Genomic DNA, 26,229 nt, shown 5'->3' on the forward strand with positions numbered 1-26,229 from the left:
CAGAACGTATTCTTCATCGCGAAAACTATGACAATATGCGCACCCGGGTGATGTTCGTTCTGGTGTGTCCGTCGCGAAAGGACCGGTGTCACCATGGTGGATGCCCTGGACGCCCGACTGCTGCTCGCGCTCAATGACGACCCGCACGCCACCGTTGTCGCTCTCGCACAGCGATTGCAGATTGCCCGCAACACCGTGCAGGCCCGGCTGAGGCGGCTCGAGGAGCAAGGTGCGATCACCTCGTTTGCCCGCCGGGTGAACCCGGAAGCGCTCGGCTACGGCCTCACCGCTTTTCTGGGGGTCTCGGTGCAGCAGGGGCGCGACGTCGTCGCCCGTGAAGGGCTCAGCGCGATTCCCGAGGTGGTGGAAATCCATGCGGCCACCGGCGATGCCGATCTGCGCCTGCGTGTGGTCGCCAAGGACCCGGCTGATCTGTACCGGGTGACCAATGAGATCGTGGCGGTGCCCGGCGTGGTGCGCACGTCCACCTCGGTGGCGCTGCAGGAACTGCAGCCCTATCGCACCGCTCCGCTGCTGCAGCGCATCGCCGAGAGGTGCTGAGTAACGCAACGGCGCCGCCCTCGAGCCAGGAGCTCGAGAAGCGGCGCCGTGCAGTGCGGGGTGATGGGCTGACGCTGAGCGATCAGTGGATCGCGTCCACCCGAGCCTCCGGGTGCAGGTCCGATTTCTCCACGGATTTCGGCACCAGCAACACTCCGATGAGCGAGATCGTGCAGACCCCGGCCAGGTAGAGGCCGATAGTCCAGGACATCCCGGTGTTGCCCAGCAGCATCTCCGCGATCATCGGGGCGAATGCGCCGCCGATAATCGAACCGAAGGCGTAGCCGATAGAAGCCCCCGAGTAGCGCACCTTGGCCGGGAACATCTCCGCATACAGGGCCGACTGAGGGCCATAGGAGGGCCCCAGGCCGATGGTCACGACCACGATGGCCAGGGTGAACAGCCACAGCACGCCGGAGTCAATCAGCCACCACATCGGGATCACCCACGCGATCAAGATGCCGTAACCGATCGTGAAGGTGACTTTGCGTCCGATTTTGTCCGAAATCCAGCCGCCGAACATCGTGAATACCAGCCAGCCGAAACCGCCGATGAGCGACGCCACCAGGGTCTCCGGGCGGCTGAAGCCCAGCACATTGGCACCGTAGGCAGCGAAGAACGCGATCACCATGTAGCCCACCGCGTTGTTGCCGGCGAAAATCATCATCGCCAGCACCACGTTTTTGGTGTGCCCCTTGAACAGGTCGCCCAGCGGGGCGGAGGCTTCCTTCTTGAGGTTCTGCATCTCCTTGAACACCGGGGACTCGTCCACGGAGCGACGAATGAGATACCCGACGACGATCAGCACCACCGACGACAGGAACGGGATCCGCCAGCCCCAGGTCAGGAACGCTTCCTCCGACATCGAGGTGGTGAGAATGAACATGAAGCTGGTCGCCAGCAGCATGCCCAGCGGCACGCCGATCTGCGGGTACGCGCCAAACAGGCCGCGCTTGTCGCGGGGTGCGTGCTCCACCGACATCAGTGCCGCACCGCCCCACTCGCCGCCGGCAGAGAAGCCCTGCACAATGCGCAGCAGAATCAGCAGGATCGGTGCCCAGATGCCGATCTGAGCGTAGGTCGGCAACAGGCCGATCAGTGCGGTGGCCACGCCCATGCCCACGAGGGTGAGAACCAGAGCCACCTTGCGGCCGTGCTTGTCGCCGAGGTGCCCGGCGATGATCGCCCCGAGCGGGCGGAACAGGAAGCTGATGCCCAGCGAAGCCCACGAGACAATTTGTGCCAGCGCTGCATTGTCAGCGCCGAGCGGTGTGAAGAACAGCGGAGCCAGCACGAATGCTGCCGCCTGGGCGTAAATGAAGAAGTCGTACCACTCGATGGTGGTGCCGACGAGCGTGCCGGCGAGGACCTTCTTCTCTTCGCGTGTGCGGCGGTTCGTGCCGGCCTGTGGTGCCACGGATGTGGTCATGACGTCTCCCCAAAAGGTGTGCGAGTACTGGATGACTTACTGACCGAGCGGTCGGTTCGTTGATCCATGATACACAACGTGAGTCGGGTCACAATCCCTGTGTCTGGTGCCTCATGAGCGACGGCGTAGCGGCGGCCACGTCAGCAGCCGCTCCAGTGGGCCCACGCCCCAGCGCCTCCACCACAGGTGAGCCCCGAGGATCAGTCCGAGCGACATGGTCACGGTCACCGCGTACCCGCCGGCCAGGGTGTCAGGCCCGGGCCGCACGAGTACGGCAAGCAACACCAGATGCAGCACATACAGTGTCAGCGAGAGCCGCCCTGCCGACACCAGTGCCGCGCCCCAGCGGCGCAGCGGTTCCTCCAGCAGAAGGCACAAGCTCATGACGGCGACGGCGGAACCCGAGCCAGAAATCAGCCACAACGGCATCTGGGAATGGTCGACGGCGCTCCACAGCCGGTCCAGCCCCGGGTCCTCGCCCGGTTGGCCGAACATCCCGATGAGCAGCCGGGACACCGCGAACCCGATCACGGCAGCAGCCACACCGCCGGCTAGCAGCGTCCACTGCGTGCGTCGCCGTCTGAGATCGACCCGGCCCAGCGCCATGCCGAACACAAACGGCACCACCCACACCACCACCGGGTAGGCACCGGAGAAGAAGATCTTGTGCAGTAGCGGCCCCGGGGCATCCGTCAGCGCGGCCGGATTGAAATCGTAGGTCACCCCGGTCCACACCTGCAGTTGAATCCACAGCACGGGCCCGAGCGCCAGCATCACCACGGTGATCACCACCAGCAGCCATGCCGGCGCCCGCGCCAGCGGCAGCCCGATGAGAAACAGCACCCCATAGCACGCCAAGATCACGCTCACCTCGTGGCCCAGCAGCTGCAACCCCAGGCCTAGACCCAGCAACAGCACGGCACGCCAGAGGAGTGTCCGCCAGGGCAGTGGCGCCCTTTCGGTTCGTGCGGCGCGCGTCATCAGGGAGATCCCGATTCCGGCCAGGATCATGAACAACAGCGAGGCTCGTCCCCGCGGCAGCTCGTAGATCAGCCCGGCCACCTCGTCATTGAGGTCCGGCCCCACGTTCACCGCAAGCATACCGATAATGGCCAGCGCGCGAGCCGCGTCCAGTCCCACCATACGGCGGCGCGTTGGCCGCCCGCCCACCGTGCTGGCGCCTCCCGCGGCGGAGGCGGAGCGGGCGGGCTCGGTTGGATCTGGGTCAGATGGGGTCATCGCAGGCTCGTCGAGGGTCGAGGTCAAGGTGCACAGGGAAGTCTAGCCGCCGCACCTCGGAATGTTCTGCTCGGCGTGTTACCGTGTGGCGAGTCTGTCCGCGAATGCAGAAGGATCCTGCCCGATGAGCTTTGCCACCCGAACCGGGCCCGCCTGGCTGACGCTGGCTGGTCTGGCCCTGGTCGCCACCGCCTGTGCCCCCACCGAGCCGGAGCCGAGACCGTCCGAGACCACGGATGCCGCCGCATCCGGTACCGCGGCGCCTAGTCCCACGGACACCCCGACCACCGCCTCACCCGACGCCTCACCCGAGGCCGCCTCCGTGCTGAACCAGGAGGGGGTGGCCGCGGCTCATCCCGACGCCGTGGCGGCCGGGATTACCGTGCTGGAATCCGGCGGCAATGCCGTGGATGCCGCCATCGCCGCCGCCTTCGCTATCGGCGTGGTGGAACCCTACGCCTCCGGGGTGGGCGGCGGTGGAGCAGCCCTCATCGCCGGCCCGGAGCATGACCCGGAAGCCTGGGACTACCGAGAGGTGGTGGCCGAAAACGGCGAGATTCCAGCCTCCGGCACCGGCGTTCCCGGCATGGTGGCCGGCATGGCCGCGCTCCACGAAGAGCACGGCAGCCTGGAATGGTCGGACCTGATCACCCCAGCCCAGCAACTCGCTGCTGAGGGATCGACCGTCACCGAATTGCTAGCCCAGCGGCTACGCAGTGATTTTGGGCCCGCTTCCATCCAGGGGCTCGATGCGTTTCACGACGACGCCGGCCAGCCACTCGCCCAAGGCGACACCCTCATCCAACCCGAGCTCGCCCAGACTCTGAGCACGCTCGCAGAACAGGGGGCCGAATCGTTCTACACCGGTGAGCTCGCGGAGCAACTCACCCACGTCGATGGGCTCGACGCCGCCACCCTGGAAAACTATGAGCCGGAACGCACTACCCCGGTGAGCGGGACGGTGGGGGAGTACGAGGTACTCTCGGCCGCCCCGCCGCTGCCCGGTGCCGCCGTCATTCAGCAGCTCCAGGTCAGTGAGGGCCTCGACGCCGCCAGTGCGCAGCCCGGCAGTGCTGACTACATTGACGCGCTCTCGCGTGCCTGGCTCGTCGCCGATGCCTCGGTGAGCGAGCACTTCGGCGACCCGGATTTCGTGGACGTCCCCGTCGACGAGTTGGTCGACGCCGAGGCCAATCAGTCCCTGGCGCAGAACGCGAGCCTCCGCACGTCCAGCACCTCGTCGGAAGAACGCGACCCTGTGGAACCGGGCAACACGACGCACCTCACCGTGGTCGATGACACCGGGATGATGGTGTCGATGACGAACACGCTAACCAGCTTCTGGGGCGGTTCCGCCTCCGAGAACGTCGGCGGGTTCTTCCTCAACGATCAGCTCAGCCGATTCAATGCCATCGATACCCCGAACAATCAGCCAGAGCCGGGTCGAAAATCCGTGAGTTGGTCGGCGCCGTCGATGCTGCTCGACGCCGAAAACCGCCCCGTACTGGGCATCGGCACCCCCGGCGGGCGCCAGATTCCGAACATTCTCACCGCTGTGTTGGTGCCGTGGGCGCTGCAGGGCGCTTCGCTCGAGGAAGCTGTCGCCGGTCCGCGGCACAGCCTGCAAAACGGTGTGCTCGCCCTGGAAACCGAACCCAGCTCCGAGGTCGCCGACCTCATCCGCAACAACGGCTGGGACACCCAGGTGACCACCCGTGCCGATGCCGTGTTCGGTTCCGTCCAGGCGCTAGAAATCGACTACGACGCCGGAGAGGTCATCGGCGCCCGCGACACCCGCCGCGACGCCGACGTCACCATCATCGAGGCTGACTGATCGGAACGAAAACCGAGGAACTCTGGGCTCAGACTCCGGCCGGAGCCAGTGAATCCGAGTAGGTACCGAGCTCTTCGAAGACCGTCTTGTTGTAGGTGAATCCGCGATTGGCCTCGGCGATGAACTCATCCTGCTGTGCGGGCGTGAGGCCCAGGGCATCGAGCTGATCCCGGTAGGCATCCTTATACAGTTTCGGCTTTTCGATCGAAGCGAAGGTGTACATGTTCAGCTGGTCGTCGCTGACCTCATAGTGACGCTGGACCAGACGGGCGATCGCCAGACCGCCGGACAGGTCACCGAGGTAGCGCAGGTAGTGGTGTGCGGTCAGCCGTGCCGGATCGTTCGCCACCTCGCGCAGGCGCTGGGCGTACTCGGCGGTCGACGAGAGCTCCACTGGCTCTCGGTTCAAACCAGCGGCAGGCAGTAGTGCATCCAGATCGGCGCGAATCGCAGCCCGGCGGTCCAGTCGCGGATCCAGCAGCTCAGCCACCCCGGGGACCTCGGTAGTCGCCCGCAACTGGTCAGCAGCATCGTCGAGGGCGTTGTAAATGTAGAAGTATTGGCTGACCAGCAGGGCGTAGTCGCGCACCGAACGTTTTCCGCTCATCAGTTGGGTGATGAAGGAAACGGTCTCGGCAGACTGGTGGTCTTCGGCGGTCATCGTGCGCACGCGCACGGACAAGGACTCGGGGTGCTCGAGGCGGGAGTGTCGTGTCATGGGAACCTGCAACCTGCTTGGTGATGAACACCCGGCAATGAAGCCGTGGTGATAACAGCCTCATTATGTCGAGAGGGAAGCCTTACTGCAATCTCCAATTTCCGAGTGATTTATTGTGGAGGTGACCGGCGCCGTCACTGTGGCGCAGATTCTCCGACGAGACGAGGAGGTCTCTGTGACCGAATCAGCATCCCCAACCCCCGCTGTCACGCGGAAGCGGAAGCCGCAAGTGGTGATGGACGTTGTCGCGACCGAGCGCATTAATGAGCACTTCCAGCGCCTGACCTTCGGTGGTCCCGGATTCGAGACGTTCCAGAACATTGATGCCACCGACAAGTACATCAAGCTGCTAATGCCGCCGGACCCCTCGCTGGGCTTGACGCCGCCCTTCGACCTGGACGCGTTGCGTGCCGAACTGCCCAAGGAGCAGCTGCCCGTGCGCCGCACCTACACCGTGCGTTCGGTGGATACCGAAGCTGGCACCCTGACCGTCGATTTTGTCCTGCACGGCGACGACGGCGTAGCCGGTCCGTGGGCAGCCCGCGTTCAGGTGGGGGAGCAGGTGCAGTTCGGTGGCCCCGGCGGAAAATACCATCCGGACCCCGATGCTGATTGGCATCTGCTGGCCGGCGATGAAGCTGCGCTTCCAGCCATCGCCGCGGCACTGGAAGCCATGAGCGACGACGCCGTGGGTGTGGCCCACATCGAGGTCGCCACCGCCGACGACGAATGGGACCTGATCGCTCCGGCCGGCGTGGAGATCATCTGGCATCACCGCGGTGGAGCATTCACTCCCGATACCTCACGGCTGGGACCGGCGGTGCGCAACACTCCCTGGCGCGATGGCGTCGTGCAGACCTTCATCCACGGCGAGCGGGAAGTGATGAAGGGGCTGCGCAGGTACCTGACCGATGAGCGCGGCGTCGAGCGTGCGAGGCTATCCCTGTCCGCGTACTGGGCCTTTGGTCGCGCCGAAGATGCGTTCCAAGCGGAGAAGAGCACCCCGATTGGTCAGATCTACGACGAGAAGGGTCTGCAGTACTGAACCAGCCTGACTCCGGTGAATACTGAGTGGTAGCAGCAGCAGAAACGTGAGAGATAATGGAGGAGATGTCGGCCTCTCGCTCCTTCGCGCTGTCCACTGTGCTGTTCTTCGTGATCACCGCGGTGAGCGTCGTCGTGCTCGGTCTCGTGGTGGTGGGCGGCTACCTGGCGGTGCGCCTGGTGGTCGAATCGTCGCAGCCGGAGGATTATGAGGTCAGCCGGGACCCCAACGCGGCTCCGGGGGAGTTGGCCACCGAGCAGCCGCTGAGCTCCGATGGCGAGGACCTGCTGGCCGGTGTCAGCGCCGAGGAGCAAGGGGCTATTTCTGAGCTGGTGGACCCTGCTTGGGTGGCTGAGGTGTCAGAGGCCACGGGCATTCCCTCTCGCGCGCTGGCTGCTTACGCCGGGGCCGATGCACACCTGCGGCAGACCCAGAATTGCTCGGTTGGATGGAACACCTTGGCCGGAATTGGGTTCGTGGAATCCCGGCACGGCACCCTGCAGGGCGGGACCATTGAGGCCGACGGGGTGGCTCGACCGGAGATCATCGGCATCGCCCTGGACGGCACCACCACCGCCCTGATCTGGGACACTGACGACGGGGTGCTCGACGGCGACCCTGAGTACGATCGCGCCGTGGGGCCCATGCAGTTCATCCCGGAGACATGGAACCGCTGGGGCGTGGACGGCTCCGGCGATGGCGTGGCCAGCCCGCACCAGATCGACGATGCTGCGCTGACTGCGGCCAGCTACCTGTGCCGGTCGCGCAGCGGACTGGAAGACTCCAGCTCCTGGATCGCGGCGATCCGTTCCTACAACGACTCGGTGGAGTACCAGAACCAGGTGGCCGAGGCGGCCTCGCGTTATGCGGCGGAGGCGTCGGCGGAGGGCTGAGCCTTCTTCTTGCCCCTCTTGTCTTTGTTGTCCTTGTCGCGCAGGAAGATCAACGGAAGCACCCACGAGCCGACCGCGGTGACCACCCAGACCACCACGGTGGCGGCAATCCAGGTGCTCAACCCGGTGATCTGCAACCCGCCTGCGAACAAGGTGGCCACGAACAGCGCCACCCAAGTCGAGAGCAGCCCGATGAGGCTGATCAGTGGCGAGGCGTAGCGCTCGATCAGTTTCATGATGATTGGGGTGAAAATGGTCTGGGCCACGGCGAAGATGACGGTGGCTGTCAGAAACCCCAAGAAGGTCACCCGGAAGTCGTCGAACAGTAGGGCCGCGGCACCGAGACCGAGGGCGGCGCTACCGAGGTAGATGGCGGTGCGGATGAGAAGTCCTCGCAGGATGACCTCTTTTCAGCGTCGGAAGAGTGCTGCAACAGCCGCATTACCACCCTTTCAGCGTATCCGGTACCCCGGTGCAGCACACGGCTCGGGGCGGTGATGGGCGCCCTACTGCATATAGAGGCCGCCGTTGATGTGGATGACCTCACCGTTGATGAACGAGGACGCATCCGAGCAGAGAAACAACACGACGGAGGCCACTTCCTCCGCCGTGCCGAACCGTCCCAGTGGGGTTTGCGCTAACAGCGCCTCGCCCGAGCCATCAACAAGCCGGTCGGTCATGGAGGTACGGATGATGCCCGGTGCCACTGAGTTCACACGAATGCCACGGTGCCCCACTTCAAGCGCCAGGCTACGTCCAAAAGCCGTGACCGCAGCCTTCGTTGCGGCGTAGTGTGCGTGGGTGCGGCTGCCCCTGGCTCCGGCTAACGAATCAAAATTGACGATGCTCGCGTGGTCGTTCAGATAGGGGAGTACCGCTTGGGTCACGGTAAACACGGCATCCAAGTTCACGGAGATCGTGTGCCGCCACTGGTCCCAGGTCATCTCAGCGACGGGCTGATCGCGATAAATGCCGGCGGCTGGGATGAGCGCGTCCAGCCCGGGGCCCTGCTCGACGATGGTGATCACCTGTTGGAGCGTGGCCGACTCGACGAGATCTCCGGCTACCGTCTGGTGCCCGCGATCTGTGCCCAGCTTCTCTAGCAGCTCGTGCAACCTTTTTTCGTCGCGGTCGACCAGCACCAGTTCGGCACCGGCAGCAGCCAAGAGTCGTGCACAGTCCCAACCAATACCGCCGGCGGCGCCGGTAATAAGGACGCGACGTCCAGAGAAGTCATACTGCACCATCATCAGCTGTCCCTCCTGTTCGGGATGCCCTGTTCGTGGCCGTACCAGGCCCCATCTACCGTGAGTCCGCCGTCGGCCATCAACGTGTGCCCGGTGATGAATGACGCTGCCGAGGTACACAGGAACACAATCGGTTCGGCGATCTCCACCGGCTGGGCGAAACGCTTCAGCGGAGTCCGCGCCTCGATCAGATCTGCGCGCAATTGTCCCTGATCGACCAGCGCCTGGTTCAGCGGAGTGTCGACGTAGCCCGGTCCCACCGAGTTCACACGGATACCGTGTGGCGCCCATTCGACGGCCAGCGTTCGGGTCAGTCCTCCCATGCCTGCCTTGACGGTGGTGTAACTGAGTCGGTGCGGCATGCCGACCACCGACGCCACGGAGGAGAGATTGACGATGGCGCCGCCTGACTCCGCAAGCAACGGAAACGCGGAACGACTGACGCGCATCGTGCCACCGAGATGGATATCGACCACGACATTCCAATCCTCATCGGTGGTGTGCTCGGCAGGAGTCGGACGGGCGATGCCAGCGCTGTTCACCAGCGCGTCGAGGCGCCCTTCAACGGTCTGGATGGAGTCGACGGCGGCGTCCACGCTTGCCTTATCGGTGACATCGCAGTGCACGCCACGGGCACGACCGGGTCCGTAGTCCCGATTCAATGCACCAATGGCCGCCTCCATTTGGTCGGCATTGAGATCCAACAACACGACTTGACCGCCGCGAGCGCACCACAGCTGGGCGGTGGCGAAGCCGATACCTGAAGCTCCGCCGGTCACTGCCATGATGGCCCCGGGCTGGGGCAGGACGGCGGGGTGGGATGTAGTGCTCATGGTCGTCTTCCTCTCGTGCTCAGACCAGCAGGCCCAGCGGGTTTTCCAGGCGCTGCTTGAACGCAGCGAGAAGTTGGGCACCGACAGCGCCGTCGATGGCCCGATGGTCGGCAGATAAAGTTGCCGTCATCTGGGTGGCGATGTGCAGTTGGTCCGTGCGTACCACGGCGCGTTTCTCTGCGGCTCCCAGAGCGAGAATCCCGGCTTGCGGAGGGTTCAAAATGGCAGAGAACTCTTTGGTGCCGAACATGCCGAGATTGGACAGACTGAACGTGCCGCCTTCCAACTCCTGCTGGCGGATCTTTCCGCTGACGGCACGCTGCTTGTAGTCCGACAGTGTTTCCGTCAGCGCTGAGATCGACAGTGATTCCACCTGCCGGACGACGGGCGTCAGTAGCCCGCCGTCGGTGGCGATGGCGACAGCGATGTCGGCCTGTCTGAAATGGCGCACATGATCTCCGCCCCAGGCAACATTCGCCTCTGGTACGTCGCGAAGGGCTAACCCGAGCGCTTTCACACACAAGTCGTTGACCGAGACCTTCGACCGGGAGCCACGTTCAATATCTGCTGCCAGTGAGGTATTGATTTTCGCGCGCAGTTCGAGCAGAGCGTCCATGTCGATGTCGACACTAACGTAGAAGTGCGGCACCTGAGTTTTGGACTCTGTCAGGCGGCGGGCGATGGCCTTACGCATGGGGGTCAACTCGACCCTGTCGAAGCTGCTATCACCGGACTCCTCATGGACGACGTTGTTGACCTGGTCCACGTGCGCCGTGCTGACGGCGTTCTCAACGTCGCGGCGTATGATTCGGCCGCCCGGTCCGGACCCGGTCACCGTACTGATATCGATGCCGCGCTCGCGGGCACGGCGTCGTGCCAGAGGAGAGATCAAAATCCGTGGCGCCTCGGCAACGCTGTTTGCTGGCTCAGGAGGGGCTCCGGGAGCCGGTTGAGTGGGTGCATGAGCATCAGCATCAGCGTCCGTAGAGTCTGATTGCGGCTCGTTCGGTGCCGCCGCGTTGGAGAGGAATGCTTCCAGTTCCTCGTTGGTTTCTGACCCGTCGGAGAGCAGGAGAATGGGGGCACCGACGTGGACCGTCGAACCGGCCTCGACCAATATCCGACTCACCGTTCCGGAAGCCTCTGCTTCGAGTTCGACGGTGGCCTTTTCTGTTTCGATATCGGCCACAGCCTGGCCTCGCGATACGGTGTCGCCGACGGCCACGAGCCAGCTCTGCACGACGGCGTCGGCTGCGTCCGCCACGATGGCGGGGAGGGTGATGATACTTGCCATGGAAGGTGTCCTCAGCTTTTCTGTGCTGTCTTCGGAAATCCGGTCGAAAGGAAAAAATGGATTAGCGCTTCGGTGACAGCCCAAGATTTCGTGCGGCGCGATCGAACCCGTGATGAACGTCATCCAGATCGGCGTTGGCTGCTGCCTCGAGCACCTTCGAGATCGATGGGGCGGCTTCTCGTCCCGTTACACGTTCTACGGGCTGATCCAGGTGGTCGAAGAACCGGCGTTGAATCTCTTCGGCCACCCACGTGCCGTATGAGGTGCCCAACGGTCCCTGCTCGACGATCAGAACGTTGTTCGTCTTCTTGATCGACTCGCCCACGGTGGCCCAGTCGAAGGACGCGCGATCGAGCCATCGCAGATCGATCACCTCGGCATCCAGATCCTCACGCTCCTCCGACGCTTGCAGCGCTAACTCCACCATGTTGAGATAGGAAAGCACGGTCAGGTCTTTCCCTTCCCGACGGATGGCCGCTTGTCCCACCGGAAGTCGATAGTCGGGAGCTCGATCGGGCACCGTCGATTCCTGCCCATACAAATCGACGTGCTCCAGCACGAGGACTGGATCGTCGAGGTCCAAAGCTGAATTCATCAGCCCGATATAGTCCGCAGCGTTTGACGGTGCCACAATGCGCCAGCCGGGACTGGTGGCGAAGATTCCCGCCGGATCCATGGAGTGCTGGGACCCGTAGCCCGCGCCCATCGCGACTTTGGATCGGAGGACGACCGGCATAGATGTCTGCCCACCAAACATATGTCGGGCCTTGCCGATCTGGTTGAAAACTTGGTCGGCGGCGACGAACAGGAAATCTGAGTACATAAACTCAACGACGGGCTTGAACCGGGCGGTCAGCGCCAACCCGCCGGCCAGGCCGGCAAAGGCATTCTCGGAGATGGGGGTGCCGAGCACTCGCTCGGGGAAAGCCTCTTTGAGACCCCGTGTCGCACCATTGGTGCCGCCCTTTAAACGGTGGATGTCTTCGCCCATCACCACGATGCCCGGATCATCCGACATCCGGTGATGCAAGACGTCGGCGATGGCATCCACGAACCGAACAGGGGTGACAGGATCGTGAGCTAGATCATCGAGGATGGCCACCTCGTTGGAAAGATCTGGCTCGGAGCGGATCCCATGGTCCACCGTATTCGGATCCGGCCACAGCTCTGGCCGAATGCGCCGAGCCTGGGCCCGTTCGCTCGTGGGATCGTCTTCGGTGAGATTCTGGACGATCTCCTCGACGGTCTCATCGATGCGTTGGATGAGGTCGCGGGTGTCTCCATCAGACAAAAGGTCTCGGCGTTGCATCTCTGTGATGACGCGCTGGATCGGGTCTCGTTGCCGCCACTGCTTCTCTTCATCCTTGGTCCGGTAACCGAAGGCACTGCCCGGGAAGGGACCGTTCTGGTGGAAATATCGGTAGGTGTCTGCTTCGATCAGGGTCGCGCCGGCGCCGGAACGCATATGCTCGACGGCTTGTTGCTGGGCCATGTAGACCGCGAGGGGATCCATGCCATCGACGTACCACGATCGAATCCCGAATCCGGGGCCACGTAGCGCCAGCCGGGACTCGGCGGTGACTTCGTCCACATGGGTGGAAACTGCGTAGTGATTGTTCTCAACAAAGAAGCACAACGGTAGCTTCCAGGCAGCCGCCAGGTTGAAGGTCTCTAACGTGGACCCGATATTGGAGGCACCGTCGCCGAAGTAAGTGACGGTGACGCCGCCGGTATCTTGGCCTGCGTCATCCTGTCGTTGTTCGTGCCGCTGCGCCCACGCGTTTCCAGCGGCTAGCGGTACCCCGCCGCCGACGATGGCGTTGGTGCCTAGTGCGCCCGCCTCCATCCACTGCAAGTGCATGGAGCCGCCGCGACCACCGGAGAACCCGCCCGAGAGTCCGAGAACCTCCTGCAAGGTCCGTTGCAGGAACTCCACAATCTCATCGCCTTTGATGCCATCTACCGTGCGATATCCCTCAGGTCGAAGGTAATGCAGTCCTTTGGCGATGAACTGATGATGACCCCGGTGGGTGCCGTTGACGCCGTCGGCCGCACGCAAGGCCATCACAGAGCCGACCGCAGCGCCTTCTTGGCCGATACTGGAGTGTGCCGGCCCGTGCACTAATCCGGAACCAGCCAGTCTCAGCACAGCTTCTTCGAAGGACCGAATCGCCTGCATCTCCACCAGCATCGACTCCAGGAGGGCCGGATCGACGCTATCCCAATCCTCCGGTGTGGTTCGCAGTTGCGTCACGTCGGTCGAATAATCGAGGGGCACATTCTCAGGCATGGTTCTCCGAAGGGTCGTGGGTTCGATACATCCGTTGCATCGACACCAGGCGCTCGTGGTTTGAATCACACCGTAGCATCGTCATTGGATCCAATTCAAGGACTTGAGTGCCCTTATTGGTGCAAAGTGCACCGTTTTGGATCCATTCACGAAAGTGGGGTTTGATATCCTCAACGCATTCATGACACGAAACACGTGTCTTGGAACCCAGAGGAGGAGTTGCGCTCATGCCGACCGGTCGTGGTATTCCCGGGCTGAGGGGGACTGATCACATTGGTTTCACTGTCCCCGATATGGAGCAAGCCCATCATTTCTTGGTGGACGTCATCGGGTGTGACTTTGTCTACTCCCTCGGTCCGTACCCGCAGGATGAAGAACTGATGGCGGTGCGGATTGGCGTGCATCCGCAGGCGCAGATTCTAGAGATTCGCTTCTATCGCTGTTTCAATGGGTCCAACTTCGAGGTTTTCCACTATGACGCTCCTGGCCAGGAGTATGAGCGACCCAAGAACTCCGACATGGGAGGACATCACATCGCTCTGTATGTGGATGACCTTGACGACGCCGTGTCGTATCTGCGTGAACGCGACATTGATGTGATGGGGGAGCCGAGTGCCAGTTCCGGTGCGAGTCTGGGGCAGCGCTGGGTGTACTTCACTTCACCGTGGGGAATGCAATTCGAGCTAGTCTCTTTCCCGGAAGGAAAATCTTATGAACGTGACGCGGAGGTACTGCTGTGGCATCCCTAGACGCCATTGACGAGCCGGGGCATGCTTCGGCGTTGCCCAGTGCGCCCGCCACTGCGGAGTCCGTGACCGATCGATTGCGTGCTGAAATTCTGGCGGGGGAATTTACCCCAGGGCAGCGCTTGGGTCAGGAGTTGTTGGCGTCGCGGTTTAACGCGTCCAGAATGCCTGTCAGAACGGCGTTGCGTCAGCTCGAGGCGGAAGGGCTGGTCACGACGGTCGCTCACAGTGGGGCGTGGGTGTCGAAGCTGGATCGTTTCGAATTCGAGCAGGTCTATAAGATGCGCGAGGCTTTGGAGCCGCTGGCTATAGCGGAATCGCTCTTGCATCTCACTGCGGAGCAACTTGACGAAATTGGCGCGATTGCTGAGCAATTGCATGAGGCGACGCTGCCGCAGGTGAAGATCGAGGAGTTTCTGGAGCTGGACCGCAAGTTTCATCTGCTCACCTATGCCGGGGTGCAGTACGAGCCTTTGCGCTTGCAGGTTGAACGGCTGTGGAACACCACGCAACATTACCGACGGGCGCTCTCTTATCGGTTGGACCAAAGCCGTGCGCAGATGACGGATCACGACCACGCTCTCATCCTTGACGCTGTGCGTCGACGTGACCAGGAAGCAGCGCGAGCACTGGTTCGACTGCACATCAACCGTACTCGGCAGACGATCTCGGAGTCGGTGGAAATCTTCACCTAACCCTCGACGTCATTGTAGACACGCTGACGCGCGTCGGCGTTCCTAGTCGTGCGCAAAAACTGTTCCTTGGATCCAAGGCGCCCAATCGGGACTCCTGGCGATGATTCATGAATCGGCCCTAGTCGTTCTGGCTGGATCGCCTGAAACACGCGCTGTAGAAGCGAATACGGCGTGCCTCGATCTTCACAGGCCAATTTCTCGGTGTTGACGTAGATCACATTCTCTGGTTGCATGTAACTCAATTGGATCCAATTGTGCAGTTGATGGAGCGTTTCCCCCGTGGTGCGCTTGAGACGAGCCTGAAAAGTCAGAAGTCGGATCCATTCCAACGACAGGGAAGTGAAGCGCACGTGAGTACAGATCTCTTCTCGCTTCAGGGAAAGCGAATTCTCGTGACAGGCGGTGGCCGTGGCCTCGGACGTGCTTTGGCTGAGGGTCTCCACAACGCAGGCGGGCAGATCGCCTTGGTCTCTCGGACTCCAGAGCAGGTTGACGCTGCAGCCCGCAGCATCGGGTCTCGGGCAGTGGGCCTGCCCGGCGATGTGGGAACGGAAGACCCTGCAAAGCTGTTAGACCGCGTTGAATCGGTCCTGGACGGTCCCGTCGACGTGGTTCTGCACGCCGCAGGAATTCAGCACCGGCAGCCAGCCGAAGAATTCGACCGCTCTGCTTGGGAGCAGTTGCTGCACGTGAATCTGACGGCACCGTTCCTGCTTTCACAGGAAATTGGACGGCGCCAGCTGGTGGATGGCCGCCACGGCAGTCACATTTTTATTGGCTCGGTCACGAGCAGAAATTTTGTTCCCAACGTCGCCGCGTATATGGCGACTAAATCTGGCATCGACGGAGTGACACGCTCCCTCAGCGGTGAATGGTCCGGTTCCGGTGTTCGAGCCAACGCCATTGGCCCCGGCTACTTCCGCACCGAGATGACTGAGCCGCTCTTTCGAGACAAGGAGCGCTACCAGAAGATGCTCGACCGGATCCCGATGGGACGCTTCGGCAACCCAGAGGAACTCGTGGGGGCCGCTGTCTTTCTGGCGTCTGACGCTGCGAGCTATGTCACGGGCCAAATGCTGATGGTCGACGGCGGGTGGACGACCTATTGACCCAGCGAATCACTATCAGTAGGCCACGGGGCCTAGACCCTCACTGATCACCATTCACACATCGGAGTATCAATGTCCAACGCAACATCAGGGATCGGACGCCGCCGTTTTCTGCAGTGGGCCGGAGCCGGGCTGGTCACAGCCGCGGCGGTCCCCATGCTGTCCGGCTGCGCCGGGCCCGGAACAGACGAATCGACCCTTCGGCTGGGCGCCATGTTCCCCGTTACCGGGCCCAATGCGCTGCTCGGGGAGGAATCCTGGCGAGGAGTTCGTATCGCCGCAGACCTGCGTAATCGTCAGGGGGGTATTGCCGGTAAAGAGATCGAGCTGATCTTCGCCGACATACCCGACGTGGCTGCCGCGGCATCTGAAGCACGGCGGCTCGTGTTCAACCAGAACACCAAGCTGGGGCTGGGCGCATATAGTTCTTCGCTGGGACTAGCAGCATCTGAGGTCTTCGCACGCACCGGTAACGCGTATGTAGAGCTGGGCGCCGTCTCGGAAGCCATCACCGCGCGCGGATACGACAACGTCTTCCGCATGAATCCGACGGCCCGTGATATGACGATTCGCCACATGGATTTCATTGAGAATTACCTTGCCGACCAGTTGGGTAAACCGGTTTCGGAGCTCAACGTCGTCATGTTGCACGAAGATTCCTCGTACGGCCAGTCCATTATCGACTTGGCGGCGGAGGAAGCCCAAGCGATCGGTCTGACAAATTTCCGTGGCGAAGCTTATAGCGCCACCTCAACGGACCTTTCATCCACTGTGCTGCGCCTGCGGCAGATGAGCCCGGACATCGTCCTGGCGGTCTCCTACGCCGCGGACGCGGTGTTGCTGGCGCGCCAGATCCGGGACAACAACGTCAAGCTCGGCGCGTTCATCGGCACCGGCGGCGGACACTCTCTGCGCAGCTTCTACGATTCAGTGGGGTCACTGACGGACGGCGTATATGACGTCGACTTTGCTCAGATTCATATTAACCCGGACTACACCCCGGGCATTGACGAATTCGTGGAAAGCTATCACGAGCGTTTTGGCAGCGACCCGGCCTCTGGGCACTCGATGGCGAACTATAGCGGAGCCAATCTTGTCTTCGACATTCTCGAGCGCGCCGGTGGAAACGATGACCCGGATACATTCCGCGCTGCAGCGCAGTCGATGTCATTGCCTCCCGCCTCGACCACGGCCGGGTGGGGTTACCAGCTCGACGAGAACAACCAAAACACTCGTGGGGAGATGTACGTCATGCAATGGAACGACGGAAATCTTGAAACCGTGTGGCCGCCGGAGGCCGCCGTTCGCGAACCCCAAATGATCACGCCGTTCGGCCTGTGACGGAAAGGAACCAGCGATGGAACAAATGATTCAAATCGTGGTTGCGGGCCTGATGCTCGGTGGTGTGTATGCGCTCATCGCCGTCGGCCTGAATCTGATCTTCGGCGTGGTGAAGATCATCAACTTCGCCCATGGCGAGCTCGTGCTCGTGGGTATGTACCTGACATGGTGGCTCTGGCTCACTTTTGATCTGAACCCGTATCTATCCCTGGTCATCGTGGCACCGGTGACGTTCCTCTTGGGAGTTCTGATCCAGCAGTTCCTAGTGGGGCCGATGATCAATTCATCCCCGTTGATGAAAATCTTCTTGACGCTGGGTCTGTCCGTTTTCCTGCAGAACCTCGCACTCTTTATGTTCGGAGGGCAGTTCCGCACGGTCAACGTGCCGTGGGCGGAACAGAACCTCACGATCCTGGGGATCAGCGTGACCTACGGACGCGTCACCGCATTCCTCGTCGCCCTGCTCCTGGTTTTCGGACTGTTCTACCTGATGAAGCGTACCCTCACGGGCAAAGTCCTCAACGCGATCGTCGAGGATCGCGAGACCGCTGGAACCATTGGCATCCCCGTTCGTCGGTATTACCTGCTGGCCATGGGACTCGGTGTTGGACTGGCCGGTGTAGCCGGAAGCCTCATCATCCCGTTCCAAGCTGCCTACCCACTCGCCGGTGCACACTTCACGCTGATGGCATTTGTCGTGGTCGTCCTCGGCGGCCTTGGAAACATGGGAGGCGCCCTGGTGGGCGGCCTGATTCTCGGCGTCGTCGAAACATTGACCGGAACCTATCTCGACCCGGGCCTGCAGCAGGTCGCAGTGTTCATTGTCTTTATCATCGTGCTGATCGTGCGCCCTCAAGGCATCTTCGGTGGCGCGGCCCGTAACGCGGAGGTGGGCCTGAAATGAAAAAACTGTCACTCCCTTGGATCATCGTCCCGGCAGCAATTGCGCTACTGTTTCCCCTCGTCACCTCAGATCAGTATTTGCTCCACATCGGCGTACTCGTGCTGATGTACATCGGGATTACTGTCGCGTGGAACATCCTCGCGTTCGGCGGAATACTCTCTCTGGGACACGCGGCCTTTTTCGGATTGGGCGCCTATACGGTGGCGATCCTGTACGTGGACTTTGGCGTCAACCCGTGGATCGGGATCGTCGCCGGCGGCCTCGTGGCGGGGCTGGGATCTTTGTTCCTGGCGATCCCCATGGTGCGCTTGCGCGGGCCGTTCTTCACCCTGGCCACCCTGGCCTTTGTCGAGGTACTCCGCCTGTTGGCTATCTGGGCAGTTCCCGTGACTAACGGATCCGTAGGTATCACCACTCCCGCCGATGAGGGCTTCCTCTACATCGCTTTCCAAGACCGGGAACCGTACTACTACATCGTGATGGCGATGGCGGTGCTGGCCATCTGGGCCTCCATTTGGATCTACCGCTCGAAACTTGGCTATCACCTGCGTGCCATCGCCTCCGATGAAGAGGCGGTTCAGGCGCTCGGGGTGAAGACCAACCGCATCAAGGTTCTGGCACTGGTCATCTCGGCATCGATGACAGGAGTTTTCGGGGCCTTCGCGGCCATCTACTTCTTCGTTATCGACCCGGCCACGCAGTTCAACGCCTCGCTTTATTCCATCCAGCCGGCGCTCAACGGAATTATTGGCGGCATGGGGACTATTGCTGGCCCGATTGTGGGCGCCATCGTGATGACGCCGTTGGGCGAGTGGCTGCGTGTCACGTTCTCGGGTGCCGCTCAGGGCGTGAACTTCATGATCTACGGCATCGTCTTGATCGTCATGGTGAGAATGCTTCCGGGTGGTCTCGTAGACGGATACCACGCGGTGATCCGTCGGCTGAAGGGCAAAAAACGGCCTGAGCCTGCAGCGGAGGCGGCAGCCAGCACCGACAAGAAGGAGAACGAACGATGAGCGCGAACCAACCAGTGCTACGCGTTGACAGCGTTACTAAGCGATTCGGCGGTGTCCAGGCTGTGGGCGGGGTATCCCTGGAACTGCAGCCGCAGGAGATCATCGGCATCATCGGGCCGAATGGAGCAGGCAAGACTTCGTTCTTCAATCTCGTCTCCGGTATGTTCATCCCAGACGAGGGAAGCGTGCACTTAAACGGTCAAGACATCACCCGAATGGGATCGGCCGACAGGGCCCGTGTGGGGATTGGTCGGACGTTTCAGGTGGTGCGCCCCTTCGGCGGGATGACCGTGGTGGAGAACGTGATGGTTCCCCTGCTGGTCAATGACGCCAAAGTGTCCAAAGCGCATGACAAAGCGCGTGAGCTACTCGCTGACCTTGGGATCGAGCATCTGACCACGACACCGACTGAAGCGCTGACTCTGGCACAACGCAAGCGCGTTGAGGTGGCACGCGCATTAGCCACGGATCCTAAGCTTTTGCTGCTGGACGAAGTGCTCGCGGGATTGAACAGCAACGAGGTTACTCGGGTACTGCCTTTCGTTAAACGTGTTCGCGACCGAGGTGTGGCAATCCTGATGATCGAGCACATTGTGTCGGCGGTCATGGAAGTATCCGATCGGATGATGGTGCTGGACCGCGGGCAGACCATTGCCGAGGGCGACCCCGAAACCGTCATCAAAGACCCCCAGGTCGTTCAGGCCTACCTCGGAGAAGGCTAAAGGAGACGAATCATGTTGGACGTCAAGAACATCTCTGCCTTCTACGGAGATGCCCAGGCACTGGAAGACGTATCGCTGTCGCTGCAACCGCACCAGGTCACGGCACTGCTGGGCCCCAACGCAGCAGGCAAATCGACCACGCTACGCGTGATCTCTGGAACCGTTGCTGCCGCCAGCGGTTCGGTGAGCCTCGAATCGCAAGACATTACGAAGATGAGCCCGGCTGAACGAGTGAATCTCGGAATCGTGCACGTTCCCGAGGGACGCCGGCTCTTCGGGTCTATGACGGTGGAAGACAACCTGATCCTGGGTGGCTACTCCAAACGCAAGGATCGTAAGACGACCCAGCGATTGGAAAAAGTATACGATCTGTTCCCGCGACTGGCGGAGCGGCGTAAACAGGAAGCCGGCCTGATGTCGGGCGGTGAGCAGCAGATGTGTGCTGTGGGCCGTGGACTGATGGCGGACCCCCGAGTGCTGATGATTGATGAGATGTCGCTCGGGTTGGCGCCGGTGATCGTGACCCAGATGTTTCAGATCGTCCGCGACATTGCGGATACAGGGATGACCGTGCTTCTGGTGGAGCAACACGTTAAGCACGCGTTGGAGGTCGCCGACTTCGCCACGATCATTGACGGGGGCAAGACCCGGGTATCCGGAACCGCGGAGGAATTACGCAACTCGGATACGGTGCGCGAATCCTACTTCGGGTCGTGAGACGGTGATCCAACAGACATCCGAAGAGGCCGGATCGACGATGCACGCGTTGCGGGTGCATTCCCTTGATGGTTGGGACATCTCTCTCGACGAGGTTGCGGTCCCAGTTCCCGATCCAGGAGAACTGCTTGTCCGAAGTGAAGCCGTGGGGTTGTGCGGCTCAGACGTACATGCTTGCCGCGGTGACGCCGGATATGAATGGATGCGTCCTCCGGTCACGCTGGGACACGAGACCGTCGGAACAGTCATCGGGCAACATCCGGATCTGGAACAGGACTGGGTCGGGACACGAATAGCCATGATCGCAATCCAGGGGTGCCTGAACTGCGAAATCTGCGCGGCAGGACAAGTCAACTACTGCGCGGAACGCACCTGTCTCGGATTACATAGCGATGGCGGCCTCGCCGAGTTCTTCACCATCGCGGCACAGCGCGTGGTTGCTATCGATCCGGACCTGGATCTGGGGCTCGCTGGATTGCATGAGCCTGTGGCCATTGTGTTACATGCGCTTGAAGCATTGCCCGACTCTTTGGAAGGGGCTTCGGTTGGTGTCACGGGCCCCGGAACCATCGGTCTGATATCCGCGATGGAATGTCAGCGCCGCGGTGCCAACGTCACCATATATGGGCGCCCCGACGCCGACGAGATTCGTCTCACGTGCGCCGAGAAACTGGGCCTGGCGGTGGGACGGAGCCAGGAAACGGCACCGGCCGACTATTGGGTGGAAGCCTCTGGGTCTGCAGATGGGCTCAACCGCGCAATACGCGCTTGCGCGAACCAAGCCCGCATCGCCGTTCCCGGCTTGTTTGGGCGGTTGCCGGAAGTGGAAATGAACCTTCTGGTGCGCGGTGGCATGTCCTTGCACGGCAGCTATGGCTATCGGACCGAGCACTTCCACCGAGCCGCCGAGTTCATCGACGAACAACAGGACGATCTGGCCCGCATGGTGAGCAGCTATCCCCTGGAGCGGGCAGAGGAGGCCCTGCGAAACACGGCCGCAGGTCAGATCATCAAAGCCATCGTCACTCCTGGGCAGGCGCTCGGAGGACAGATGATCATCAAGAACAATCACGAGAAAGCCGGAGTGCAATGAGCAGCAAGAACTGGAATCCATCACCTACGGAAGAATCCGTTTTCCTCGCCCCTTCGGCTGTCATCGGAGGAGCCGGGGCCGCCCGTACAACAGGGGAGGCCCTGCGCGATCGCCTCGGCGTCACTGGCGGCACCGTGTTGCTGGCGGTCGACGATGCCGTCCGCTCAGCCGGGCTGACCGATCCGATCGAGGCGTCTCTGACAGAGGCCGGTTTCTCTGTGGTCACGCACGGCGGGTTTGGTGCGGAGCCAAATTCCGACGTGCTGGACCCGATCATCAACGAAGCACGTGACGCGGAAGCGATAGCGGTCGTTGGCGTGGGCGGTGGATCTGTGCTGGACTCCTCGAAGATGATCGCGCTGATGCTGCGCAACGAAGGTAGCTGTGCCGACTGGATCGGAACAGTGAGCCCGGAGAACGGCGTGGCACCGATGATCTTGATCCCTACCACGTGCGGGACAGGGTCTGAGACCACCAGGATTGCGATGGTTACCATCGACGGTGCCAAGCGCGTTTCTGCTTGTGATTTGTTTATTCCGCACATAGCGATCGTCGACCCTGAGATGGTTGCCTCGCTGCCGCCATCGGTCATCGCAGCCACGGGCATGGACGCACTCGCGCATGCTGCCGAGAGCCTGATGGGGACGAACGCCTCGATTCTCTCCTCGACGCATTCGCTACGTGCGATTGAGCTGATCACCGACAACATCGAAGCGGCATACGCTGGTGACAAGCAAGCGCTGGCTTACGTCATGTGGGGCTCCCACCTGGCCGGGCAGGCACTCAACGCCGGTGTGGTGATCGGCCATTCCCTGGCTTACTGCCTGGCCAATGTCCGGCCCATGCCCCATGGCGTCAGCTGCGCCATCGCATTGCCGTACTGCATTGCTTACAACCAGAACTTGGCGCCCGAGCTGGCGCAGCGGTTGGCACGTAGCCTGACTCGCGGCGCCAGCGACAAGATCCGTGACGCGGCGGGGTACGTCCAGGACTTGGTGAAGCGTCTGGGTCTGCCGACCACCTTGGCCGAGGCAGAAGTGGATGCGCAGGCCATCCCCGAGATGGCCCAACTCTGCGTTGGTTCCTACCCGCGTCCCACCAACCCGGAGGCCTTCGACGAGAGCAAGATCGCGGCTCTCTTTGAATCTATGCAGACCGGCGATCTTGACGATGCCTTTGCCATTACGGCGCGATGACATACCTCAAACCCCATAGCCGACGAACATCCAACAGCGTTAGGGAAGATACATGGAACAGAACCTGAAGAATCTCGTCAACGGAGAATTCGTAGAGGCCTCCACCTCGGAGCGTATTGATGTGTTCAACCCGGCACGGCCCGACCAAAAGGTCGGATCAGTGCCGTCTATGCCCAAGGAAGACTTGGAGCGGGTCTTCGCGGCAGCCGCCGTGGGCGCCAGGACCTGGAAGAACACCGGGTCGCTGGAGCGCGGCAAAGTACTGTTGAGCGCGGCAGAGCTGATTCGGGAGCGCAAGAATGAACTCGTCTCCACCATCGTCACGGAAATGGGCAAGACCACAGCAGAGGCCACTGGCGAAGTAGGTAAGACTGCTGAGTTCTTTGAGTACTACGGCTCGATGGGTCGTGACGAATTCGGCCAGTTTCTGCCGGACGGACGTCCCGAAACATTCGCTGCGCGGCTAGTCGAACCACTGGGTGTGGTGCTGCTGATCACTCCGTGGAACGACCCATTGCTCACCCCGGCACGCAAGCTGGGTCCCGCCCTGATCTCTGGCAATGCCGTGATCATCAAGCCAGCCACGGTGACGCCACTGATCACTCTGAGGCTGGCCGAGATTCTCCACGAGGCAGGTCTGCCTGCCGGCGTCCTGGGCACGGTCACAGGCCGCGGATCCAAGATTGGTGATGCGCTCTTTGAATTCGACCAGCTCAAGGCCGTTTCTTTCACTGGTTCCACTGCCGTGGGCAAAGACATTCAACACCGGCTTTCGCCCCGAGGCGTGCGTGTGCAGACTGAGATGGGTGGCAAAAACGCTGCCGTCATCATGGACGACGCCGATCTCGAGTTAGCGGTGCCGACCATTGTCGCCGGTGCGTTTGCTCAGGCGGGTCAGCGTTGTACCGCGACCAGCCGACTGATCGTGCAGAAAGGGGTGGCTGCCCGGGTGCGCGAGCTGATCGCCGATGCCGTACGACAGCTGACCGTCGCCCCTGGTGAGACCGAAGGGGCCGACATGGGCCCGGTCGTGGATGAAGCGTCGCAGGCCTCCATCCGTGAGCACATCAGCCGTGCTCGTTCGCAGGGCGCCGAAGTGGTGGCCGAAAATGAGCTGAGTGGCGCAGCTGCAGAAGCGGGCTTCTTCGTGGCTCCGACGTTTCTGCAGATCACCCCGGACCAGGATCTGTGGGCTGAAGAGGTATTTGGGCCGGTGCTGGGCATGGTCGAGGTAGACACCCTGGATGAGGCCATCGAGCTAGTCAACGATTCGGTGTATGGCCTGTCCAGTTCGATCTTCACGCGTGATCTGGGTCAGGCTTTCGATTTCCTTTACGGGGTGGACACCGGTCAGGTCTCCATTAATCAGCCGACCACGGGCTGGGATATTCACCATCCATTTGGTGGGTTCAAGGATTCTGGCTCCGGGTACAAAGAACAGGGCCACGATGCTCTGACCTTCTACACCCGTGTGAAGGCAGCCGCGATCCGCACCAAGTAGGTGTAGCGCTGATCGGAGCGGTCTCAACACGATGCAGGGACGGTCGACCTAGGTCGACCGTCCCTGCGCACTATAGACAATGCTCGAGATGTTCGTCGGTTCATGCTCCGTCGGACGGTGCTGTGATGAGTTGACTGAGGCGACTGATCTGATCCTCTTGCTGCAATGCCGACCCGACGGCGGTCACCTTCGCACCTGCGTTCAAATACGCCTCAACGTTGGTGGTATCCAGACCACCAGTGGCAACGAAATTCACCTGAGGAAAGGGCCCCCGCATTGCTGTGAACCAAGCGGGTCCTAAAGTGTGAGCGGGAAACGCTTTCATCCAGGTGAGGCCATGGCCCAGCGCACGCTGGATCTCACTGGCGGTCGCCACTCCGGGTAGATGAGGCAGATCAGCTCGACTACTTGCCTCGACGACGTCGTCATCTAGACCAGGAGCCACGGTGTAAGCGGCCCCGATCTCCTGAGCCTGGAAAACCTTTTCTGAGGAATCGACGGTGCCGGCGCCGACGTACTTTCCCCGGGAATTTCCGGCTTCCACCACAGCTGCCAGTGCATCGAGACCCTGCTGATTCTGAATGGGGACTTCGACGTGCTCGATACCGAGATCCCATGCGCGGTGGGAGAGTTCGAGGCTTTCTTCGACCGAAAAGTTGCGCAGGATAGCCATAATCGGGCACCCCAAGAGGTGCTGATCGAACCAGGTGCTTTGTGCCATTGTCATGTTCCTTTGTCGGCGTGCAGTAGTGGGATCGGTGATGTATTTAGTCGAGAGGATTGAAATCTGACAGCGAGGACAGCGCACGTGCCGCCAATTGGTGACCGTGTTCCAGTCTTGATGCGACGGTGTCTCCCGCAACGAGACGCGAGAGGTAGCCTGCTGCGAACGCATCGCCGGCACCGACTGGCTCCACAACTGACACTGGAACCGCGGGCGCGAACGTCCTGACACCGTCAGTGAATTCCGTGGCTCCGACGTCGCCATCTTTGACGATCAATGACCCTGAGAGCTTCAGATAGTTGGCGATGTCGTCAGACGTCGCAGTTCCCCACAGCGTTTCGGCTTCGTCACGACCGACGAAGACCACATCTGCGCGACGGCTCAAGTCTGCTAGCACCGGCGATGCCGTTTCGACATCCCACACCCCAGGGCGATAGTTTACGTCGAATGAGACCAGGGTGCCGTGATTACGTGCCGTTCTGATCGCGTAGTCCACCATCGACGCACAACTGTCGGATAGTCCCGGCGTGATACCTGAGAGGTGAACCACTCTGACGCCGTTAAAGCTGACTCGGTCGATGTCGGTAGCGTCCATTCGTGAGGCCGCTGAGCCACGACGATAGTAGTGCACCGTGGTGCCCTGGGGGGTGGGGTCTTTGAAGTACACGGCGGTGGGAGCGTTCTGGTCGGTAGAGACCGCGCTGGTATCGACTCCAAAGCGTTGTAGTTCAGAAGTCATGCGTCGGCCGAATGGATCATCGCCAACCCTGCTGACCCATCCGGTGGAGTGCCCGAGGCTCGCGAGATACAGGGCAGTGTTCGACTCCGCCCCACCGATGTGCATGCGAAATGTGGAGGCCTCTTCGAGAGGGAGTGATGGTTCTGGGTAGACCAGGGTCATGGTCTCACCGATACAGAGAAATTCTGGGGATTGCGCTGACATGAGGTAACTATGTCAATCCGCGAGGTGAGTCACAACACGATCAGCGGGATTTTGCCGAAGTCGTTCATGGGTATTTCGAATGACCTGTATCCGGTATGCCGAACGTGATTCTCTTGATCTTTCCTCGTGGGAAGAAAAA

At 61.5% G+C, this 26,229-nt stretch carries 25 protein-coding genes; 15 read left to right on the top strand and 10 right to left on the bottom strand.

The annotated features are described in order from the left end of the window. Nucleotides 1-93 precede the first annotated feature (93 nt). Nucleotides 94-561 (top strand): Lrp/AsnC family transcriptional regulator, encoded by a 468-nt coding sequence (locus P8192_RS02345; RefSeq protein WP_278158188.1) that lies wholly within the window; start codon nt 94-96, stop codon nt 559-561. Nucleotides 562-643: 82 nt separating this feature from the next. Here P8192_RS02345 and P8192_RS02350 read toward each other — a convergent pair whose 3' ends face one another. Then, nucleotides 644-1,990, bottom strand: a complete 1,347-nt coding sequence (locus P8192_RS02350) for an MFS transporter (protein WP_278158189.1) — start codon at nt 1,988-1,990, stop codon at nt 644-646. Nucleotides 1,991-2,101: 111 nt separating this feature from the next. After that, nucleotides 2,102-3,229, bottom strand: a complete 1,128-nt coding sequence (locus P8192_RS02355) for an acyltransferase family protein (RefSeq protein ID WP_278158191.1) — start codon at nt 3,227-3,229, stop codon at nt 2,102-2,104. Nucleotides 3,230-3,353: 124 nt separating this feature from the next. Between P8192_RS02355 and P8192_RS02360 the strand changes: the two genes are divergently transcribed. Further along, nucleotides 3,354-5,063, top strand: coding sequence for a gamma-glutamyltransferase (locus tag P8192_RS02360; protein ID WP_278158193.1), 1,710 nt, complete (start codon nt 3,354-3,356; stop codon nt 5,061-5,063). 28 nt (nt 5,064-5,091) lie between these two features. On the opposite strand, the gene P8192_RS02365 is transcribed toward P8192_RS02360, so the two are convergent. Continuing rightward, complete coding sequence (locus P8192_RS02365) at nt 5,092-5,781, bottom strand: heme oxygenase (biliverdin-producing) (RefSeq protein ID WP_278158195.1); 690 nt, start codon at nt 5,779-5,781, stop codon at nt 5,092-5,094. A 175-nt stretch (nt 5,782-5,956) separates the two neighbouring features. On the opposite strand from P8192_RS02365, the gene P8192_RS02370 reads away from it, so the two are divergent. Then, nucleotides 5,957-6,826, top strand: a complete 870-nt coding sequence (locus P8192_RS02370) for a siderophore-interacting protein (protein ID WP_278158197.1) — start codon at nt 5,957-5,959, stop codon at nt 6,824-6,826. Nucleotides 6,827-6,891: 65 nt separating this feature from the next. Continuing rightward, on the top strand, nt 6,892-7,719 hold the full coding sequence (locus P8192_RS02375; RefSeq protein ID WP_278158199.1) for a lytic transglycosylase domain-containing protein: 828 nt from the start codon (nt 6,892-6,894) through the stop codon (nt 7,717-7,719). Here P8192_RS02375 and P8192_RS02380 read toward each other — a convergent pair. The 5 genes from P8192_RS02380 to P8192_RS02400 all read right to left on the bottom strand — a co-directional run bounded on the left by P8192_RS02380 (nt 7,689) and on the right by P8192_RS02400 (nt 13,383). Continuing rightward, complete coding sequence (locus P8192_RS02380) at nt 7,689-8,018, bottom strand: hypothetical protein (RefSeq protein WP_278158200.1); 330 nt, start codon at nt 8,016-8,018, stop codon at nt 7,689-7,691. The two genes, P8192_RS02375 and P8192_RS02380, sit on opposite strands and share 31 nt — an antisense overlap. Nucleotides 8,019-8,225: 207 nt before the next feature. Further along, entirely contained in the window at nt 8,226-8,969 is a 744-nt protein-coding gene (locus P8192_RS02385; protein ID WP_278158202.1) for an SDR family NAD(P)-dependent oxidoreductase, read from the bottom strand. After that, a complete protein-coding gene (locus P8192_RS02390; protein WP_278158203.1) occupies nt 8,969-9,799 on the bottom strand; it encodes an SDR family NAD(P)-dependent oxidoreductase in 831 nt (276 codons plus the stop codon). Before P8192_RS02390 ends, P8192_RS02385 begins: the two co-directional genes overlap by 1 nt. 19 nt (nt 9,800-9,818) lie before the next feature. Continuing rightward, nucleotides 9,819-11,216: a dihydrolipoamide acetyltransferase family protein gene (locus P8192_RS02395; RefSeq protein WP_278158205.1), complete on the bottom strand. Its 1,398-nt coding sequence runs from the start codon at nt 11,214-11,216 to the stop codon at nt 9,819-9,821. Next, nucleotides 11,155-13,383: a dehydrogenase E1 component subunit alpha/beta gene (locus P8192_RS02400; protein ID WP_278158207.1), complete on the bottom strand. Its 2,229-nt coding sequence runs from the start codon at nt 13,381-13,383 to the stop codon at nt 11,155-11,157. Before P8192_RS02400 ends, P8192_RS02395 begins: the two co-directional genes overlap by 62 nt. Before the next feature lie 227 nt (nt 13,384-13,610). Here P8192_RS02400 and P8192_RS02405 point away from each other — a divergent pair, with 227 nt between their 5' ends. The 11 genes from P8192_RS02405 to P8192_RS02455 all read left to right on the top strand — a co-directional run bounded on the left by P8192_RS02405 (nt 13,611) and on the right by P8192_RS02455 (nt 24,423). Continuing rightward, nucleotides 13,611-14,132, top strand: a complete 522-nt coding sequence (locus tag P8192_RS02405) for a VOC family protein (RefSeq protein ID WP_278158208.1) — start codon at nt 13,611-13,613, stop codon at nt 14,130-14,132. 62 nt (nt 14,133-14,194) lie between these two features. Then, nucleotides 14,195-14,824 carry a GntR family transcriptional regulator gene (locus P8192_RS02410; RefSeq protein ID WP_278158209.1) on the top strand — a complete coding sequence of 210 codons (630 nt, stop codon included), beginning with the start codon at nt 14,195-14,197 and terminating at the stop codon, nt 14,822-14,824. Between the two features lie 263 nt (nt 14,825-15,087). Continuing rightward, complete coding sequence (locus P8192_RS02415) at nt 15,088-15,933, top strand: SDR family oxidoreductase (RefSeq protein ID WP_278158211.1); 846 nt, start codon at nt 15,088-15,090, stop codon at nt 15,931-15,933. 72 nt (nt 15,934-16,005) lie between these two features. Further along, entirely contained in the window at nt 16,006-17,274 is a 1,269-nt protein-coding gene (locus P8192_RS02420; RefSeq protein ID WP_278158212.1) for an ABC transporter substrate-binding protein, read from the top strand. Nucleotides 17,275-17,290: 16 nt separating this feature from the next. After that, on the top strand, nt 17,291-18,178 hold the full coding sequence (locus P8192_RS02425) for a branched-chain amino acid ABC transporter permease (RefSeq protein WP_278158214.1): 888 nt from the start codon (nt 17,291-17,293) through the stop codon (nt 18,176-18,178). Further along, nucleotides 18,175-19,194, top strand: a complete 1,020-nt coding sequence (locus P8192_RS02430) for a branched-chain amino acid ABC transporter permease (RefSeq protein ID WP_278158216.1) — start codon at nt 18,175-18,177, stop codon at nt 19,192-19,194. Before P8192_RS02425 ends, P8192_RS02430 begins: the two co-directional genes overlap by 4 nt. Beyond that, nucleotides 19,191-19,916 carry an ABC transporter ATP-binding protein gene (locus P8192_RS02435; protein ID WP_278158217.1) on the top strand — a complete coding sequence of 242 codons (726 nt, stop codon included), beginning with the start codon at nt 19,191-19,193 and terminating at the stop codon, nt 19,914-19,916. The genes P8192_RS02430 and P8192_RS02435 overlap by 4 nt, the downstream gene beginning before the upstream one ends. A gap of 12 nt (nt 19,917-19,928) precedes the next feature. Beyond that, nucleotides 19,929-20,633 carry an ABC transporter ATP-binding protein gene (locus P8192_RS02440; protein ID WP_278158220.1) on the top strand — a complete coding sequence of 235 codons (705 nt, stop codon included), beginning with the start codon at nt 19,929-19,931 and terminating at the stop codon, nt 20,631-20,633. Nucleotides 20,634-20,673: 40 nt separating this feature from the next. After that, nucleotides 20,674-21,726, top strand: a complete 1,053-nt coding sequence (locus tag P8192_RS02445; RefSeq protein ID WP_278158222.1) for a zinc-dependent alcohol dehydrogenase — start codon at nt 20,674-20,676, stop codon at nt 21,724-21,726. Beyond that, the gene (locus tag P8192_RS02450) at nt 21,723-22,922 is read left to right on the top strand and encodes an iron-containing alcohol dehydrogenase (protein ID WP_278158224.1); all 1,200 of its coding nucleotides are present in this window, start codon (nt 21,723-21,725) and stop codon (nt 22,920-22,922) included. Before P8192_RS02445 ends, P8192_RS02450 begins: the two co-directional genes overlap by 4 nt. Before the next feature lie 52 nt (nt 22,923-22,974). Beyond that, entirely contained in the window at nt 22,975-24,423 is a 1,449-nt protein-coding gene (locus P8192_RS02455; RefSeq protein WP_278158226.1) for an aldehyde dehydrogenase family protein, read from the top strand. 100 nt (nt 24,424-24,523) lie between these two features. Here the strand turns inward: P8192_RS02455 and P8192_RS02460 are convergent, their stop codons facing one another. Next, complete coding sequence (locus tag P8192_RS02460; protein ID WP_278158228.1) at nt 24,524-25,144, bottom strand: bifunctional 4-hydroxy-2-oxoglutarate aldolase/2-dehydro-3-deoxy-phosphogluconate aldolase; 621 nt, start codon at nt 25,142-25,144, stop codon at nt 24,524-24,526. A 46-nt stretch (nt 25,145-25,190) separates the two neighbouring features. Continuing rightward, complete coding sequence (locus P8192_RS02465) at nt 25,191-26,090, bottom strand: sugar kinase (protein WP_278158229.1); 900 nt, start codon at nt 26,088-26,090, stop codon at nt 25,191-25,193. Between the last annotated feature and the right edge of the window lie 139 nt (nt 26,091-26,229).

Origin of the sequence: Citricoccus muralis (assembly GCF_029637705.1) — a bacterium.
Taxonomy (GTDB): Bacteria; Actinomycetota; Actinomycetes; order Actinomycetales; family Micrococcaceae; genus CmP2.

Coding starts and splice junctions, on each gene's coding strand:
- P8192_RS02360 (WP_278158193.1), top strand. CDS start 3,354: ATGAGCTTTGCCACCCGAACCGGGCCCGCCTGGCTGACGCTGGCTGGT.
- P8192_RS02350 (WP_278158189.1), bottom strand. CDS start 1,990: ATGACCACATCCGTGGCACCACAGGCCGGCACGAACCGCCGCACACGC.
- P8192_RS02465 (WP_278158229.1), bottom strand. CDS start 26,090: ATGTCAGCGCAATCCCCAGAATTTCTCTGTATCGGTGAGACCATGACC.
- P8192_RS02435 (WP_278158217.1), top strand. CDS start 19,191: ATGAGCGCGAACCAACCAGTGCTACGCGTTGACAGCGTTACTAAGCGA.
- P8192_RS02400 (WP_278158207.1), bottom strand. CDS start 13,383: ATGCCTGAGAATGTGCCCCTCGATTATTCGACCGACGTGACGCAACTG.
- P8192_RS02440 (WP_278158220.1), top strand. CDS start 19,929: ATGTTGGACGTCAAGAACATCTCTGCCTTCTACGGAGATGCCCAGGCA.
- P8192_RS02445 (WP_278158222.1), top strand. CDS start 20,674: ATGCACGCGTTGCGGGTGCATTCCCTTGATGGTTGGGACATCTCTCTC.
- P8192_RS02460 (WP_278158228.1), bottom strand. CDS start 25,144: ATGGCACAAAGCACCTGGTTCGATCAGCACCTCTTGGGGTGCCCGATT.
- P8192_RS02375 (WP_278158199.1), top strand. CDS start 6,892: ATGTCGGCCTCTCGCTCCTTCGCGCTGTCCACTGTGCTGTTCTTCGTG.
- P8192_RS02455 (WP_278158226.1), top strand. CDS start 22,975: ATGGAACAGAACCTGAAGAATCTCGTCAACGGAGAATTCGTAGAGGCC.
- P8192_RS02430 (WP_278158216.1), top strand. CDS start 18,175: ATGAAAAAACTGTCACTCCCTTGGATCATCGTCCCGGCAGCAATTGCG.
- P8192_RS02390 (WP_278158203.1), bottom strand. CDS start 9,799: ATGAGCACTACATCCCACCCCGCCGTCCTGCCCCAGCCCGGGGCCATC.
- P8192_RS02395 (WP_278158205.1), bottom strand. CDS start 11,216: ATGACGTTCATCACGGGTTCGATCGCGCCGCACGAAATCTTGGGCTGT.
- P8192_RS02450 (WP_278158224.1), top strand. CDS start 21,723: ATGAGCAGCAAGAACTGGAATCCATCACCTACGGAAGAATCCGTTTTC.
- P8192_RS02405 (WP_278158208.1), top strand. CDS start 13,611: ATGCCGACCGGTCGTGGTATTCCCGGGCTGAGGGGGACTGATCACATT.
- P8192_RS02355 (WP_278158191.1), bottom strand. CDS start 3,229: ATGACCCCATCTGACCCAGATCCAACCGAGCCCGCCCGCTCCGCCTCC.
- P8192_RS02425 (WP_278158214.1), top strand. CDS start 17,291: ATGGAACAAATGATTCAAATCGTGGTTGCGGGCCTGATGCTCGGTGGT.
- P8192_RS02385 (WP_278158202.1), bottom strand. CDS start 8,969: ATGATGGTGCAGTATGACTTCTCTGGACGTCGCGTCCTTATTACCGGC.
- P8192_RS02365 (WP_278158195.1), bottom strand. CDS start 5,781: ATGACACGACACTCCCGCCTCGAGCACCCCGAGTCCTTGTCCGTGCGC.
- P8192_RS02415 (WP_278158211.1), top strand. CDS start 15,088: ATGGAGCGTTTCCCCCGTGGTGCGCTTGAGACGAGCCTGAAAAGTCAG.
- P8192_RS02345 (WP_278158188.1), top strand. CDS start 94: ATGGTGGATGCCCTGGACGCCCGACTGCTGCTCGCGCTCAATGACGAC.
- P8192_RS02420 (WP_278158212.1), top strand. CDS start 16,006: ATGTCCAACGCAACATCAGGGATCGGACGCCGCCGTTTTCTGCAGTGG.